This window comes from Pseudomonas sp. DTU12.3 (genome assembly GCF_004124275.1).
Lineage (GTDB): Bacteria > Pseudomonadota > Gammaproteobacteria > Pseudomonadales > Pseudomonadaceae > Aquipseudomonas > Aquipseudomonas helmanticensis.
Map to the genome: position 1 here is coordinate 4,579,741 of NZ_CP027218.1, position 13,844 is coordinate 4,593,584.

General features: G+C 59.9%; 14 protein-coding genes. 8 read left to right on the top strand and 6 right to left on the bottom strand.

Annotation, left to right across the window (positions count from 1 at the left end; all coding sequences use genetic code 11):
• Positions 1-227 precede the first annotated feature (227 nt).
• Entirely contained in the window at positions 228-1,115 is an 888-nt protein-coding gene (htpX, locus tag C2E19_RS20910; protein ID WP_129394895.1) for a protease HtpX, read from the top strand.
• Between the two features lie 198 nt (positions 1,116-1,313).
• Here the strand turns inward: htpX and C2E19_RS20915 are convergent, their stop codons facing one another.
• The gene (locus C2E19_RS20915; RefSeq protein ID WP_129394896.1) at positions 1,314-1,961 is read right to left on the bottom strand and encodes a thiopurine S-methyltransferase; all 648 of its coding nucleotides are present in this window, start codon (positions 1,959-1,961) and stop codon (positions 1,314-1,316) included.
• A gap of 103 nt (positions 1,962-2,064) precedes the next feature.
• On the opposite strand from C2E19_RS20915, the gene C2E19_RS20920 reads away from it, so the two are divergent.
• Positions 2,065-2,832: a class III extradiol ring-cleavage dioxygenase gene (locus C2E19_RS20920; RefSeq protein WP_129394897.1), complete on the top strand. Its 768-nt coding sequence runs from the start codon at positions 2,065-2,067 to the stop codon at positions 2,830-2,832.
• A gap of 105 nt (positions 2,833-2,937) precedes the next feature.
• Here the strand turns inward: C2E19_RS20920 and C2E19_RS20925 are convergent, their stop codons facing one another.
• Positions 2,938-4,611 (bottom strand): DEAD/DEAH box helicase, encoded by a 1,674-nt coding sequence (locus tag C2E19_RS20925; RefSeq protein WP_129394898.1) that lies wholly within the window; start codon positions 4,609-4,611, stop codon positions 2,938-2,940.
• A 424-nt stretch (positions 4,612-5,035) separates the two neighbouring features.
• On the opposite strand from C2E19_RS20925, the gene C2E19_RS20930 reads away from it, so the two are divergent.
• Entirely contained in the window at positions 5,036-5,827 is a 792-nt protein-coding gene (locus C2E19_RS20930) for a crotonase/enoyl-CoA hydratase family protein (protein ID WP_129394899.1), read from the top strand.
• Between the two features lie 105 nt (positions 5,828-5,932).
• Here C2E19_RS20930 and C2E19_RS20935 read toward each other — a convergent pair whose 3' ends face one another.
• Positions 5,933-6,688: a spermidine synthase gene (locus C2E19_RS20935; protein WP_129394900.1), complete on the bottom strand. Its 756-nt coding sequence runs from the start codon at positions 6,686-6,688 to the stop codon at positions 5,933-5,935.
• 150 nt (positions 6,689-6,838) lie between these two features.
• On the opposite strand from C2E19_RS20935, the gene C2E19_RS20940 reads away from it, so the two are divergent.
• Positions 6,839-8,185, top strand: a complete 1,347-nt coding sequence (locus C2E19_RS20940; RefSeq protein WP_003226774.1) for a class II 3-deoxy-7-phosphoheptulonate synthase — start codon at positions 6,839-6,841, stop codon at positions 8,183-8,185.
• Positions 8,186-8,373: 188 nt separating this feature from the next.
• Here the strand turns inward: C2E19_RS20940 and C2E19_RS20945 are convergent, their stop codons facing one another.
• Both C2E19_RS20945 and C2E19_RS20950 read right to left on the bottom strand, forming a co-directional pair.
• Positions 8,374-9,594, bottom strand: a complete 1,221-nt coding sequence (locus tag C2E19_RS20945; RefSeq protein WP_129394901.1) for a winged helix-turn-helix domain-containing protein — start codon at positions 9,592-9,594, stop codon at positions 8,374-8,376.
• 64 nt (positions 9,595-9,658) lie between these two features.
• Positions 9,659-9,880 (bottom strand): DUF1127 domain-containing protein, encoded by a 222-nt coding sequence (locus tag C2E19_RS20950; RefSeq protein WP_129394902.1) that lies wholly within the window; start codon positions 9,878-9,880, stop codon positions 9,659-9,661.
• Positions 9,881-9,976: 96 nt separating this feature from the next.
• Between C2E19_RS20950 and C2E19_RS20955 the strand changes: the two genes are divergently transcribed.
• The gene (locus C2E19_RS20955) at positions 9,977-10,831 is read left to right on the top strand and encodes a LysR substrate-binding domain-containing protein (protein WP_174823975.1); all 855 of its coding nucleotides are present in this window, start codon (positions 9,977-9,979) and stop codon (positions 10,829-10,831) included.
• Here C2E19_RS20955 and C2E19_RS20960 read toward each other — a convergent pair.
• Positions 10,821-11,570, bottom strand: coding sequence for a sulfite exporter TauE/SafE family protein (locus C2E19_RS20960; protein ID WP_174823944.1), 750 nt, complete (start codon positions 11,568-11,570; stop codon positions 10,821-10,823). The genes C2E19_RS20955 and C2E19_RS20960 overlap by 11 nt on opposite strands.
• Before the next feature lie 111 nt (positions 11,571-11,681).
• Between C2E19_RS20960 and C2E19_RS20965 the strand changes: the two genes are divergently transcribed.
• The 3 genes from C2E19_RS20965 (at position 11,682) to C2E19_RS20975 (ending at position 13,829) form a co-directional block, all read left to right on the top strand.
• Positions 11,682-12,638, top strand: coding sequence for a LysR family transcriptional regulator (locus C2E19_RS20965; RefSeq protein ID WP_129394905.1), 957 nt, complete (start codon positions 11,682-11,684; stop codon positions 12,636-12,638).
• 72 nt (positions 12,639-12,710) lie between these two features.
• Positions 12,711-13,175: a MarR family winged helix-turn-helix transcriptional regulator gene (locus C2E19_RS20970; protein WP_129396160.1), complete on the top strand. Its 465-nt coding sequence runs from the start codon at positions 12,711-12,713 to the stop codon at positions 13,173-13,175.
• 234 nt (positions 13,176-13,409) lie between these two features.
• The gene (locus C2E19_RS20975) at positions 13,410-13,829 is read left to right on the top strand and encodes an organic hydroperoxide resistance protein (protein ID WP_008079954.1); all 420 of its coding nucleotides are present in this window, start codon (positions 13,410-13,412) and stop codon (positions 13,827-13,829) included.
• Positions 13,830-13,844 lie beyond the last annotated feature (15 nt).

Consider the following 13,844-nt stretch of genomic DNA (forward strand, 5'->3'; position numbering starts at 1 on the left):
GGCCTTCTACACTTGCGATTCGAACCGGTCACCCGCGTCTGAGGTAATGGCGACGGGTCGCCGCCATGCGTCATCGGTAGCAATATTGGCAGTGGGAATTGTCCTGCACGCCTGCGAATTCGCTGTAGGACACAGTTTGAAATAGTCACTCGGTTGAATAGCCCCGTGCCGCACCTTATATACCCCGCAGTACGCTACATCTTTAGCTTGAGGAGATTTCTACAACCATGATGCGCATCCTGCTGTTTTTGGCCACTAACCTGGCGGTCGTGCTGATAGCCAGCATCACCCTGAGCCTTTTCGGCTTCAACGGGTTCATGGCGGCCAACGGGGTTGATCTCAACCTTAGTCAGCTGCTGGTTTTCTGTGCGGTCTTTGGTTTCGCCGGTTCGCTGTTCTCGCTGTTCATCTCCAAGTGGATGGCAAAGATGAGCACCGGTACCCAGATCATCAGCCAGCCACGTACCCGTCATGAGCAATGGCTGCTGCAAACCGTCGAGCAACTGTCCCGTGAAGCCGGGATCAAGATGCCCGAAGTCGGTATTTTCCCGGCCTACGAAGCGAACGCTTTCGCCACCGGCTGGAACAAGAACGACGCGCTGGTCGCGGTCAGCCAGGGTTTGCTGGAGCGTTTTTCGCCCGATGAAGTGAAAGCCGTACTGGCCCACGAAATCGGCCACGTTGCCAACGGCGACATGGTCACCCTGGCACTGATCCAGGGCGTGGTGAACACCTTTGTGATGTTCTTCGCGCGGATCATCGGCAACTTCGTCGACAAAGTGATCTTCAAGAACGAAGAAGGCCAGGGCATTGCCTACTACGTGGCAACCATCTTCGCCGAACTGGTTCTGGGCATTCTCGCCAGCTCGATCGTCATGTGGTTCTCGCGCAAGCGCGAATTCCGTGCCGACGAAGCCGGTGCGCGCCTGGCCGGTACCAGCGCGATGATTGGCGCCCTGCAACGCCTTCGTGCCGAACAGGGCTTGCCGGTGCACATGCCGGACACCCTGAACGCCTTTGGTATCAACGGTGGCATCAAACAGGGCTTTGCCCGCATGTTCATGAGCCACCCGCCGCTGGAAGAGCGTATTGACGCACTGCGTCGTCGCGGCTGATCAGATTGGCGTAAAAACAAAAGGCCCGCAGTGATGCGGGCCTTTTTTTGTTGCCTGACAAATGGGTTGCTCCCAATGGCCTCATCGCTGGCAAGCCAGCTCCCACAATGATTTGTGGGCGCTGAAGATTTTGATGAACACCCGAAACCCTGTGGGAGCTGGCTTGCCAGCGATGGGGCCAGCCCTACTGGCGCAGAACTATTGGCTGGAAATCCGGTACACCCGCTCCTCCAGGCGCGTCACCCCCGCCTGCAAGAACTTCCAGCTCTCGCGCAACACATCCTGCTCTTCCAGCATCTGCACCTGCCAGACATCCCCCAGCAACCGCTGCACTTCATCATCCGCCACCGCAAATGGCGGCCCCGGCATCTGCGCTTGATCGTAATCCAGCGTAATCAACAGCCCTTGCACACCCTGCGCAAGGATCTGCTGAAGATGCGCCGCATAACGCTCACGCATCGGCGGCGGCAAGGCGATCAGTGCCGCCCGGTCGTACAGCGCCGTGCAGTCAGCCACATCGTTCGCCGTCAACGCGAAGAAGTCACCACACCACAACTCGATGGCATCACCGCGATAGACCTTGAACGCGCCCTTCTGACTGATCTGCGGCTGAATCTGATGCTCGGTGAAGAAGTCTTCGATCGCCTTTTCCGACAGTTCGATCCCGAGCACCGAATGACCGCGCCCAGCAAGCCACGCCAGATCCAGACTTTTCCCGCACAAAGGTACGAGCACCCGCGCCGATGCCGGGACCGCCCAGTGCCGCTGCAAATACGGGTTCACGTCAGGCAGATGAAAACCGATCTGGCCCGACGCCCATTTCTTGTGCCAAAACTCAGGCTGCATGTATCACTCCCAAAAAATCGATCAAAAAGCGCTAAAACTTATATTAGATTTAGATCAAACAACTGACTGAAGATGGCTCATCTTAACGCTCAGGATCCTTTCCATGTTTCCCAGCCTGTATATCTCCCATGGCTCGCCCATGCTCGCGCTCGAACCCGGTGCCAGTGGCCCGGCACTGGCGCGACTGGCAGCCGAACTGCCCCGGCCGAAAGCCATCGTGATCGTCTCCGCACACTGGGAGAGCCACGAATTGCTGGTCAGCAGCCATCCGCAACCGGAAACCTGGCACGACTTCGGCGGCTTCCCCCGTGCACTGTTTGAAGTGCAGTACCCGGCGCCCGGCGACCCACAACTGGCCGCCGAAGTCGCCGCGCTGCTGAACAGTCACAACCTGCCCGCGCGCCTTGATTCACAACGTCCGTTTGATCACGGGGTGTGGGTACCGTTGTCGCTGATGTATCCGCAAGCCGATATTCCGGTAGTGCAGGTCTCGCTGCCAAGCCGCGCCGGCCCGGCGTTACAGACCCGCGTCGGCCGAGCGCTGGCCAGCTTGCGTGATCAGGGTATTTTGCTGATCGGCTCCGGCAGCATCACTCACAACCTGCGCGAACTGGACTGGCATGCCGGCCCGGAAAGTGTCGAACCGTGGGCGCGGGATTTCCGTGACTGGATGATCGACAAGCTGGCGGCCGACGATGAGCCGGCGCTGCATGACTACCGTCAACAGGCGCCAAATGCCGTGCGCAACCACCCGAGTGATGAGCATTTGTTGCCGTTGTATTTTGCACGGGGTGCGGGGGGTGAGTTCAGCGTGGCGCACAAGGGCTTCACGATGGGTGCGCTGGGGATGGATATTTATCGTTTTGGTTGACGCCTTCGCAAGCAGACTCGCTCCCACAAAGGCAAAAAGCAGGCAAAAAAAATCCCCGAACCAGTCGGGGATTTTTTATCTGCGATCAATCAGCTCAGGGGCCGATCAATCTTCGCGATAGCGACGCAGTTTCAGCTGCTTACCGGCAACGCGAGTGTCCTTCAGTTTGGTCAGGAGTTTGTCCAGACCATCTTCCGGCAGCTCGACGAGGCTGAAGCTGTCACGCACCTGGATGCGACCGATCGCTTCACGGGCCAGACCGCCTTCGTTGAGGATGGCGCCCAGCAGGTTTTTCGCAGCGATACCGTCACGCGCACCCAGCGCGGTACGGCAACGAGCACGGCCTTCGCCCAAAGGCATTGGCGCGCGACGCTCGCGGTCACCACGATCAGGACGATCACCGGTGCGCTCAGGACGGTCGCCACGCGGTGCGTTGTTCGGCACCAGTGGACGTTCCTTCTCGATCGCTGCCAGGGTCAGCGCTTGGCCATTGGTAGCCTTGCGCAGCAGCGCAGCAGCCAGAGCACGCGGAGTGCAACCGATGTCAGCAGTCAGACGATCGAGCAGCTCACCGTGAGTCGATTCGGCATCAGCAACCAGCGGCGACAGGCTGTTGGTCAGTTTCTTGATGCGTGCATCGAGAACAGCTTGAGCGTCCGGCAGGCGTACTTCAGCCACTTTCTGACCAGTTACACGCTCGATCACTTGCAGCATGCGGCGCTCACGTGGAGTCACCAGCAGCAGTGCACGACCTTCGCGACCGGCACGGCCAGTACGGCCGATACGGTGAACGTAGGATTCCGGATCGTACGGCATGTCAACGTTGAATACGTGAGTGATGCGCGGAACATCCAGACCACGAGCAGCAACGTCGGTCGCAACAACGATGTCCAGACGGCCATCTTTCAGCGAGTCGATGACACGCTCACGCTGGTTCTGGGCGATGTCACCGTTCAGCGCCGCGGCTTTGTAGCCTTTGGCGTCGAGGGCACTTGCCAGATCCAGGGTCGCTTGCTTGGTGCGTACGAACATGATCAGGGCGTCGAAATCTTCCACTTCCAGCAAGCTGAGAACGGCCGAAGTCTTCTGGTCAGCGTGAACCAACAGGTGAGCCTGTTCGATCGCGGTAACGGTCTGGGTCTTGGTCTGGATCTTCACGTGTTGCGGATCGCGCAGATGGCGTTCGGCAATGGCACGGATCGACTGCGGCAGGGTAGCCGAGAACAAAACGGTCTGACGGGTAGCTGGCAGAGCCTTGAAGATGACTTCCAGGTCATCCATGAAGCCCAGCTTCAACATTTCGTCAGCTTCGTCGAGAACCAGGTGGTTCACGGTCGACAGAACTTTTTCGTCACGACGCAGGTGGTCGCACAGACGGCCCGGAGTGGCGACAACGATCTGTGCACCATTACGGATTGCTTTCAGTTGCGGGCCCATCGGCGCGCCGCCGTAAACGGCCACAACAGTAACGCCCGGCATTTGCTTGGCGTAGGTTTCGAAAGCGGTTGCTACTTGCAGCGCCAACTCACGAGTTGGCGCCAGGATCAGGGCTTGCGGTTCGCGCTTGGCAGGATCGATGCGGTGCAGGATAGGCAGTGCGAACGCGGCGGTTTTACCGGTACCGGTTTGCGCCTGGCCAATCATGTCCTGGCCGGCCATGATGATCGGGATCGATTGCTGCTGAATCGCCGAAGGCTCTTCGTAGCCAGTCGCTGCGACGGCTGCAAGAATATTCGGGTTAAGATTAAAAGCGGCGAATCCGCCGGTTTCCTGGGTCATGGGTCTGCCTCTAAGTGCATCCGCAAAGACCCATGCTCCAAAGCTGCGCATGCCGTGTTGAGACTCAAGAGTCGCCCTGGCAGCTTTGTCGGCGGGGATTTGCGAAAACGAATGAATGAAAAAAAAGAATCGTCCGGGAAGAGCCCGCAATGCGGACGTGCAGCCGAAGCTGACTTCGGGAAATTGCGCTACCTAAACGCGGCCCGGTTAAAGGCCGGCGCGCACTATACCGGATTTTGCCCAAAAAGGGAGCTTTTTTTATCGGCAAAATACCTGTGTCACCGCTGTGTAACGGGGTTTTGCGGATAATCGCGCCAAGGTCTATTTTTCAAAGGCCCGGCCCTGCGGGCGATGACGCTTAAACGATTCATCGACATGCGGCATTCCGTCGCTGCACCCGCCCTTCCCGCCCGAGGATCCAGCCATGAATCAGCCCTGCCCCGGCCGCGTCAGCCGAGAACGCCGTGGTCACGTCCACCTGATCGGCCTCGATCGGGCGGCCAAACGCAATGCTTTCGACCTCGACCTGCTGAATGACCTGAGCCTGGCCTATGGCGAGTTCGAGGCCGACAGCGAGGCACGAGTCGCGGTGGTGTTCGGCCATGGCGAACACTTTACCGCCGGTCTGGATCTGGTGAATGCAAGCAGCGCACTTGCCGAAGGCTGGCAGGTTCCGACCGGCGGTTGCGATCCGTGGGGCGTTTTCGTCGGACCACGGGTGAGCAAACCGGTGATTGTCGCCGCCCAGGGCTATTGCCTGACCATTGGCATCGAGTTGATGCTGGCCGCCGACATCAACCTGTGCGCGAGCAATACGCGCTTCGCGCAAATGGAAGTGCAGCGTGGGATCTTTCCTTTTGGTGGCGCGACTTTACGTTTTCATCAAGTCGCCGGCTGGGGCAATGCGATGCGCTGGTTGCTGACCGGCGATGAGTTTGATGCGCACGATGCGTTGCACCTGGGATTGGTGCAGGAAGTGATGGCCAGTGAAGACCTGCTGCCACGGGCGATTGAACTGGCCGAGCGAATTGCCCGGCAGGCGCCGCTGGGGGTGCAGGCGACGCTGATGTCGGCGCGACAGGCACGGTATGAAGGTGAGACGGCGGCGGCGCAAGGGTTGCCGGCGTTGGTGAAGAAGTTGCTGGCCAGCGAGGATGCCAAGGAGGGCGTGCGGTCTTTGGTTGAGCGCCGACCTGGCATCTTCAAAGGAATCTAACCCCCCCTGTAGGAACTGCCGAAGGCTGCGATCTTTTGATGTTGTTTTTCATAGGATCAAGATCAAAAGATCGCAGCCTGCGGCAGCTCCTACAGGGGGCGGTGATCAGGTCGCCGGGCGGATGGCGTTGATCAACGACTGCAACGAATAGCCCAACCGTGGCGCCAGCGCTGCGGCCCGCGCGGTCAACGCTTGCATGTCCAGCTCCTGATCGAGGTCTGCCGGCACCAGCAGAATCACATTGCCCTCCTTCACCGGCAGCTCCCAATAATGCCGGTGATAGAGCCCGCGCAACAGCGCCGCGCCCAGCGGCTGACCATCATCGGTGGCCCACTGATTGATCACCAGCCAGCCACCCGGATTCAGACGCTTCTGGCAATCACCGAGAAAACCCCAGGCCAGATGCCCGACACCCGGGCCGACGTCAGTGTAGAGGTCGACGAAGATCAGATCCGCAGGCTCTGCGGTCGGCAACAACTCCAGCGCATCGCCGACACGGATGTACAGGCGAGGATCATCATCCAGCCCAAGGTATTCGATAGCCAGACGCGGCACGTCCGGGCGCAGCTCGATCGCTTCAACGTCTTCCAGCGGCAGAAACTTGAGGCATGCCTGGGTCAACGTGCCCGCACCAAGCCCTAGAAACAGCGCACTTTCCGGCAGCTCATGGCACAACGCGCCAATCAGCATCGCGCGGGTATAGTCGTACTCCAGCCAGCTCGGATCAGCGGTGAACACACAGCTCTGCTCGATGGCATCGCCGAATTCGAGAAACCGGTAGTCAGCCACTTCCAGCACGCGAATCACGCCGAACTCATCCTGTACTTCGGCGAGCAGATGCTCGACGCGCTCCTCAGTCATTTCGTCTCCTGATGGTCACCGGGCGCGGTGACGCGATGGCACCGCTGTGGCGCCGTGGCAAAGCGGCGATTGTCGGCGATGGGGCGGGAGCAGGTCACGCACTAATTGCTGCTAACATGGCCTTCCGTGCGTAGAACCTTAGAGACCGTGATGAGCCAACCGTGGAGCCCTGATAGCTGGCGCGCCTTGCCGATCCAGCAACAACCCCAATACCCCGACGCCGCGCACCTGCGCCAGGTCGAGCAAACCCTGGCCAGTTATCCGCCACTGGTGTTTGCCGGTGAAGCGCGCGAACTGCGTCGGCAGTTTGCCGAAGTCACTCAGGGCCGGGCATTCCTGCTGCAGGGCGGCGATTGCGCGGAAAGCTTCGCCGAGTTCTCCGCCGCGAAGATTCGCGACACCTTTAAAGTGTTGCTGCAAATGGCGATCGTCATGACCTTCGCGGCCGGTTGCCCGGTGGTCAAGGTCGGGCGCATGGCCGGTCAGTTCGCCAAGCCGCGTTCGGCCAACGACGAGACCATCGATGGCGTGACACTGCCGGCTTATCGCGGCGACATCGTCAACGGCATCGGCTTTGACGAAAAGAGCCGCGTGCCGGATCCGGAGCGTCTGCTGCAGTCCTATCATCAATCCACCGCGACGCTGAACCTGTTGCGCGCCTTCGCCCAGGGCGGCTTTGCCGATCTGCACCAGGTGCACAAATGGAACCTCGATTTCATCGCCAACTCGGCGCTGGCCGAGAAGTACAGCCACCTCGCCGACCGCATCGATGAAACCCTGGCGTTCATGCGCGCCTGCGGCATGGACAGCTCGCCGCAACTGCGCGAAACCAGTTTCTTCACCGCCCACGAAGCGTTGCTGCTGAACTACGAAGAAGCCTTCGTGCGCCGCGACAGCCTGACCAACGATTACTACGATTGCTCAGCGCACATGCTGTGGATCGGCGACCGTACCCGTCAGCTCGACGGCGCGCATGTAGAATTCCTCCGTGGCGTGAACAACCCGATCGGGGTGAAAGTCGGCCCGAGCATGAACCCGGACGATCTGATCCGCCTGATCGACGTGCTCAACCCGGACAACGATCCGGGTCGCCTCAACCTGATCGCACGGATGGGCGCTAACAAGGTCGGCGACCACCTGCCGGCGCTGATTCGCGCGGTGCAGCGTGAAGGCAAGCAAGTGCTGTGGAGTTCCGACCCGATGCACGGCAACACCATCAAGGCGAGCAGCGGCTACAAGACCCGCGACTTTGCGCAGATTCTTGGCGAGGTGAAGCAGTTCTTCCAGGTGCACGAAGCGGAAGGCAGCTACGCCGGCGGGATTCACATCGAGATGACCGGGCAGAACGTCACCGAGTGTATCGGTGGCGCGCGGCCGATTACTGAAGATGGCTTGTCGGATCGCTATCACACGCATTGTGATCCGCGGATGAATGCTGATCAGTCGCTGGAGTTGGCGTTCCTGATTGCTGAAACCCTGAAGCAAGTCCGCCGCTAAGGTTCGACATCTCTATCGCTTGAACGGGCCTCATCGCTGGCAAGCCAGGCTCCCACAGTGATCGCGTCGGTCACAAGACCCGTGTACGACACGGACACTGTAGGAGCTGCCGAAGGCTGCGATCTTTTGATCTTGATCTGATAAAAACAACATCAAAAGATCGCAGCCTGCGGCAGCTCCTACAGGGGTCAGTCCAGTTGCGCCAATGCGACTCGCAACCGTGCGGCACTCTCGCGCTGACAATTAAGCTGCACCCGCGCAAGCCCGAGCCAATCCGCCATCCGCCGCAAATTCAGCGCCAGCGCCACCATCCCGTCCTCATCCAGCCCCGGCACCTCTTCGTGCAGCGCATGCACCGCCAACCGCCCCGCCGCTCGCTCGGCACGCACATCCACCCGCGCCGCAATCCGCTCGTTGTGCAAGAACGGCAGCACGTAATAGCCGTAAACCCGTTTGTCCTGCGGCGTATAGATTTCCAGCCGATAGCGGAAGTCGAACAACCGCTCGGTGCGGCTGCGCTCCCAGATCAACGAGTCGAACGGCGACAACAACGCACTGGCAACCACCTTGCGCGGGACTTTTGGCTCCGGCAGGCAATAAGCAATCTGCCGCCAACCGGCGACTTCGCACTTCTGCAACTGCCCGGCCTCGACCAGTTCTGCCAGACGTGGTCGCGCATCCGCCGGGTTCAGCCGAAAGTAATCACGCAGGTCTTTTTCCGTGCCGAGGCCCAACGCGTGCGCCGCATGCAAGAGCAATCCACGCTGCGCCTCGGCCTCATCAGGCAACGCCTGTTGCAGAATCGATGACGGAATCACCCGCTCCGGCAAGTCATACAAACGTTCAAACCCACGCCGCCCCGCCACCGTCACTTCACCGGCGGCGAACAACCACTCCAGTGCATGTTTTTCAGCGCTCCAGTCCCACCACGGCCCGGCTTTGTCTTCACGGGTTGAAAGGCTGCCGGCACCCAGCGCGCCCTGCTCTTCAACCGAACTCAATACTCGACGAACTACGTCCTGCTGCTCACGGCCGAACTTTGCCAGTTGCTGATAGATGTCCTCGCCACGTTTGGCCCGCTGCATGCGCCAGCCCATCAACGGGAACATCGACAGCGGCAACAACGACGCCTCATGGCCCCAATATTCAAACAATGAACGACGACGCCCCGAACTCCAGGCAGCCTGGTCGAGCAAATCAGCGGAATAGGAACCGAGACGGGAAAACAGCGGCAGGTAGTGCGAGCGCACCACGGCGTTGACGGAGTCGATCTGCAACAGACCCAGCCGTTCGATCAGCCGGTTGAGGTGTGGCGCCTTGACGGTCGGCGGCTGGCGCCCGTTGAACCCTTGGGCAGCCAGCGCCAGACGTCGTGCCTGTTTGAGGGAAAAGGATACTGTTGCGGGCATGAGCATCTCCTTGTCTGCTCGCAACCTACCTCACCTGAAAGTGGTTTGTGTAGCACTGGCGCCATCATTTATGCATCGGGTCATCCCAGAACGGCCGCACGGCTTCGTGTTCGACGTCGGCACGACTGACCCCGATGTCCTTCAACGCTTCGTCACTCAGACTGGCGAGCAACTCGCGTTCACGGTGCAATTCATACCAGCGGCTAAACTTGTGCAGCAGATCGGAAACGATATGGCCGTGGCCGGAAAATTTGTCTTCGTCTACATACTCTCTTTGACCTTTCATCGTCTTGCCCTCCTTGTGGATGGCTCAAGTCTCGCCCTGGCGTTAAGATCAATCCAACGAATGTTTCTGATGGCATGCATCACGGAGATTCATCAATTGTCGGCCTACCCCAGTATCGATACCGATGTTCTGCGCACCTTTGTCGCGATTGCCGATCAGGGCGGTTTCACCCGCGCCGGCGAGATGGTCAACCGCACGCAGTCGGCGGTGAGCATGCAGATGAAACGTCTGGAAGAAGACGTGTTGCAGCGCCAGTTGTTCGAGCGCGACGGGCGCCAGGTGCGCCTGACTGCCGAAGGCCAGGTGCTGCTCGGTTACGCGCGGCGCATCCTCAAGTTACACAGCGAAGTGTTCAACACCCTGCGCGAGCCACACATGGTCGGCACGGTGCGCATCGGTACGCCGGACGATTACGTCATGCGCTTTCTGCCAGGGATCCTTTCGCGATTCGCGCAGTTCTATCCGCTGATCCAGATCGAAGTGCATTGCGAGTCGACCAAGCAGCTGTTGCAGCGCACCGATCTCGATCTGTCGATCGTCACCCGCGAGCCGGGCAACGAGATCGGCCAGTTGTTGCGCAAGGAGCGTTTCGTCTGGGCCGAGGCGCAGAATTTCAGCGCCCATGAGCAAACGCCGCTGCCGCTGGCGATGTTCAACAGTGATTGTTTCTGCCGTTTGTGGGCGTGCAATGCGCTGGATGCCATGGGCCGCGATTACCGCATTGCCTACAACAGCACCAGTTTGTCGGCGCTGATGGCCGTGGTCAGCGCTGGTCTGGCGATCACCGCGCAACTTGAAAGCCTGATCACCCCGGACATGCGCATCCTCGGTGCCGATGAAGACCTGCCGCTGTTGCCGGAAGCCAGCATCATGCTGATCCGCAACCTCAACAACCCTTCGCCGATTACCGAATGCCTGGCCGAGCATATTGTCGAAGGCTTCAAACTTTAAACGCGAGCATCACCGCACACAGCACCAGAAAACCGCAGAACAGCCCACGCAGCAGCCGTTCCGGCATGGCGTGGGCGACCTTGACGCCCCAACTGATGCTGACCAGACCACCGATGGCCAGCGGCAGACCGATCATCCAGTCAACTTCGTGATGCACGGCGTAGGTCACCAGGGTCACGCCGGTACTTGGCAGCGCCAGCGCCAGCGACAAGCCTTGCGCGACGACCTGCGTGGTGCCGAACAGGCTGGTCAGCACGGGCGTCGCCACCACCGCCCCGCCGACCCCGAACAAACCGCCCATGGTCCCGGACGCCGCACCGAGCACACCCAGCCACGGCCATGAATAACGCATCTCGGACGTCGCTGCCGGTTGGCGGCCGAACATCTTCAACAGGTTGTACGCCGACAACACCACAAGGAACGCGACGAAACCGATACGCATGGTTTGCGCATCGATGCCGACCGCCCAGATCGAACCGATCCAGGCAAAGCAGAACCCCATCAGCGCCAGCGGCAGCGCGTGACGCAACTCGATGCGATTGCGCTGGTGATACCGCCACAGCGCCAGCATCACGTTAGGCACGACCATGACCAGCGCGGTGCCTTGGGCGATCTGTTGATCCAGGCCGAACCACACGCCCAGCAACGGAATGGCGATCAAGCCGCCGCCGATACCGAAGATGCCACCGAGTGTGCCGAGCGCAGCGCCGAACAACAGGTACAACAAAAACTCCATCACAGCCGAATTCCTCTCACGTCAGGCGACTCATCCTACGCAGTCATGGCTGGCGGGGAAACGCACAGCAACGCACAATGGCTATGCCAATTTCGCACAAGCGCAGAACTCAACATGAACCCTACTCAGTTGACCGATCAACTCGGGCTGTTTCTCGATGTTTTGGAGAGTGGCAGCTTTTCCGCCGCTTCGCGCCGTCATCCGCTGACACCTTCGGCGGTCGCGCGACGTATCGATAGCCTGGAAAGCGCGGTCGGCAGCCAGTTGTTCATTCGCAGCACTCACGCCGTGCTCGCCACGCCGGCCGGTCTCGCGTTTGCCGAGCGGGCACGACGCATCGTTGCCGAACTGCAACTGGCCCGCGCTGAAGCGGTGTCGCTGAGTAGTGCGCCGGAGGGCCTGATTCGCATCGATGCTCCGGCAGCATTCGGGCGGCGACATTTGGCGCCGGTGATTGCCGATTTCCTCGTTCTGTATCCGGGCCTGGATGTGCAATTGCACTTGATCGATAGCTTCGTCGATATGGCCGGTTCCAATCTTGGCAAAGTCGATCTGGTCCTGCGCGCAGGGCAAATGGCCGACACCCGGTTGGTCGCGACACCGCTGGCAAGCATGGTGCGGATCGCTTGCGCCAGCCCCGACTACCTCAAGCGCCGTGGTGTGCCGGTCCATCCTGCGCAATTGAGTGAACACGACGGTCTCGACTGGGACGGACTCGCCCCACCGTTCGCCTGGCGTTTTGAATTGAACGGGCAAATGCAACTGCATCGCCCGGCGCGGATCCGCATGAGCGCCAATAACGCCGAAGCACTGGTCTGCGGCGCTCTCGCCGGATTGGGCATTGCGCATCTGCCGACGTGGCTGGCCAGTGAATACCTGTTACGCGGCGAACTGCTGCCGCTGTTTTGCGAAAGCGGCCTGCCCAACCCGGAGTCCACCGGTATTTATGCATTGCGCATGGAACAGCAGACGAATTCGCGCAGCCGCTTGTTGCTCGAGTATCTGAAAAGCCGTTTCAGCCCGGTGCCGCCGTGGGATCTGGCGCTACAGCGAGATTTGGGCCGGCACTGACGCTGGAGAATTATCTGGCGCATTAAACATTCGGGCGCTAGATTCATGACCATCACCGATCAAGGCTTTGCTATGACCTCCGAACGCAACACCCCCGACATTTGCGAAGAACTGCTGCTGGACAACCAGGCTTGCTTCGCCCTGCATTCCACTTCGCTGATGATGACCAAAGTCTACAAGCCGCTGTTGCAGGCGCTGGGCCTGACGTATCCGCAGTACCTGGCGATGATGGTGTTGTGGGAAAAGGATGGTTTGACGGTCGGAGAGATCAGCACAAAGCTGCTGACTGATCCGGGTTCGCTGACGCCGCTGCTGAAACGCCTGGAAGCTGAAGGTTTGCTGAGCCGCACGCGCAGTCGCGAGGATGAGCGGGTAGTCATCGTCGAATTGACCGAACAGGGCCGAGCGCTAAAAGACCAGGCGCGCACTGTTCCCCCTTGCATCCTCGGCGCCAGCGGTTTCTCCATCGAGCGCCTGCAAAACCTGCAAGCAGAACTCCAGGCACTGCGCAGCCACCTGCAAAACAGCCTTACCTGAATCCACCCTCTCCTCTGTAGGAGCTGCGGCACGCTGCGATCTTTTGATTTTGGCTTCTTCAAGATCAAAAGATCGCAGCGTGCCGCAGCTCCTACAAGTGTTTCAGTGCACCTATCACGAATCATTTTTCAAAATTTATCTTGCGCACTAAATATTGGCGCGATACATTTGCCTCGTACTTACTTAGCGCGCAAACAGTTAGCGCGAAATATGACACTCAACGAGGCTCACACCATGCAAACTCTCTACACCGCAATCGCAACCTCCACCGGTGGCCGTGATGGTCGTGCGATCTCCAGCGACAACATTCTCGACGTCAAACTCGCCACTCCCAAAGAACTCGGCGGTGCTGGCGGCGCGGCGACCAACCCAGAGCAGCTGTTCGCAGCCGGTTACTCGGCCTGCTTCATCGGCGCGCTGAAATTCGTTGCCAGCCAGACCCAACGCAAAATCCCCGACAATGCCTCGATCACCGCCCACGTCGGGATTGGTCAAATCCCTGGCGGCTTTGGTCTGGACATCGATCTGCACATCAGCCTGCCTGGCCTGGAACAAGCCGACGCGCAGTCGCTGGTCGACGCCGCTCACCAGGTTTGCCCGTACTCCAACGCCACCCGTGGCAACGTCGACGTACGCCTGCACGTCACCGTTTAAAGTCACACCCAAATC

Excerpts from the sequence above, each read along its gene's own strand:
- htpX (WP_129394895.1), top strand. The coding sequence starts at position 228 with ATGATGCGCATCCTGCTGTTTTTGGCCACTAACCTGGCGGTCGTGCTG.
- C2E19_RS20915 (WP_129394896.1), bottom strand. The coding sequence starts at position 1,961 with ATGCAGCCTGAGTTTTGGCACAAGAAATGGGCGTCGGGCCAGATCGGT.
- C2E19_RS20920 (WP_129394897.1), top strand. The coding sequence starts at position 2,065 with ATGTTTCCCAGCCTGTATATCTCCCATGGCTCGCCCATGCTCGCGCTC.
- C2E19_RS20925 (WP_129394898.1), bottom strand. The coding sequence starts at position 4,611 with ATGACCCAGGAAACCGGCGGATTCGCCGCTTTTAATCTTAACCCGAAT.
- C2E19_RS20930 (WP_129394899.1), top strand. The coding sequence starts at position 5,036 with ATGAATCAGCCCTGCCCCGGCCGCGTCAGCCGAGAACGCCGTGGTCAC.
- C2E19_RS20935 (WP_129394900.1), bottom strand. The coding sequence starts at position 6,688 with ATGACTGAGGAGCGCGTCGAGCATCTGCTCGCCGAAGTACAGGATGAG.
- C2E19_RS20940 (WP_003226774.1), top strand. The coding sequence starts at position 6,839 with ATGAGCCAACCGTGGAGCCCTGATAGCTGGCGCGCCTTGCCGATCCAG.
- C2E19_RS20945 (WP_129394901.1), bottom strand. The coding sequence starts at position 9,594 with ATGCCCGCAACAGTATCCTTTTCCCTCAAACAGGCACGACGTCTGGCG.
- C2E19_RS20950 (WP_129394902.1), bottom strand. The coding sequence starts at position 9,880 with ATGAAAGGTCAAAGAGAGTATGTAGACGAAGACAAATTTTCCGGCCAC.
- C2E19_RS20965 (WP_129394905.1), top strand. The coding sequence starts at position 11,682 with ATGAACCCTACTCAGTTGACCGATCAACTCGGGCTGTTTCTCGATGTT.
- C2E19_RS20970 (WP_129396160.1), top strand. The coding sequence starts at position 12,711 with ATGACCTCCGAACGCAACACCCCCGACATTTGCGAAGAACTGCTGCTG.
- C2E19_RS20975 (WP_008079954.1), top strand. The coding sequence starts at position 13,410 with ATGCAAACTCTCTACACCGCAATCGCAACCTCCACCGGTGGCCGTGAT.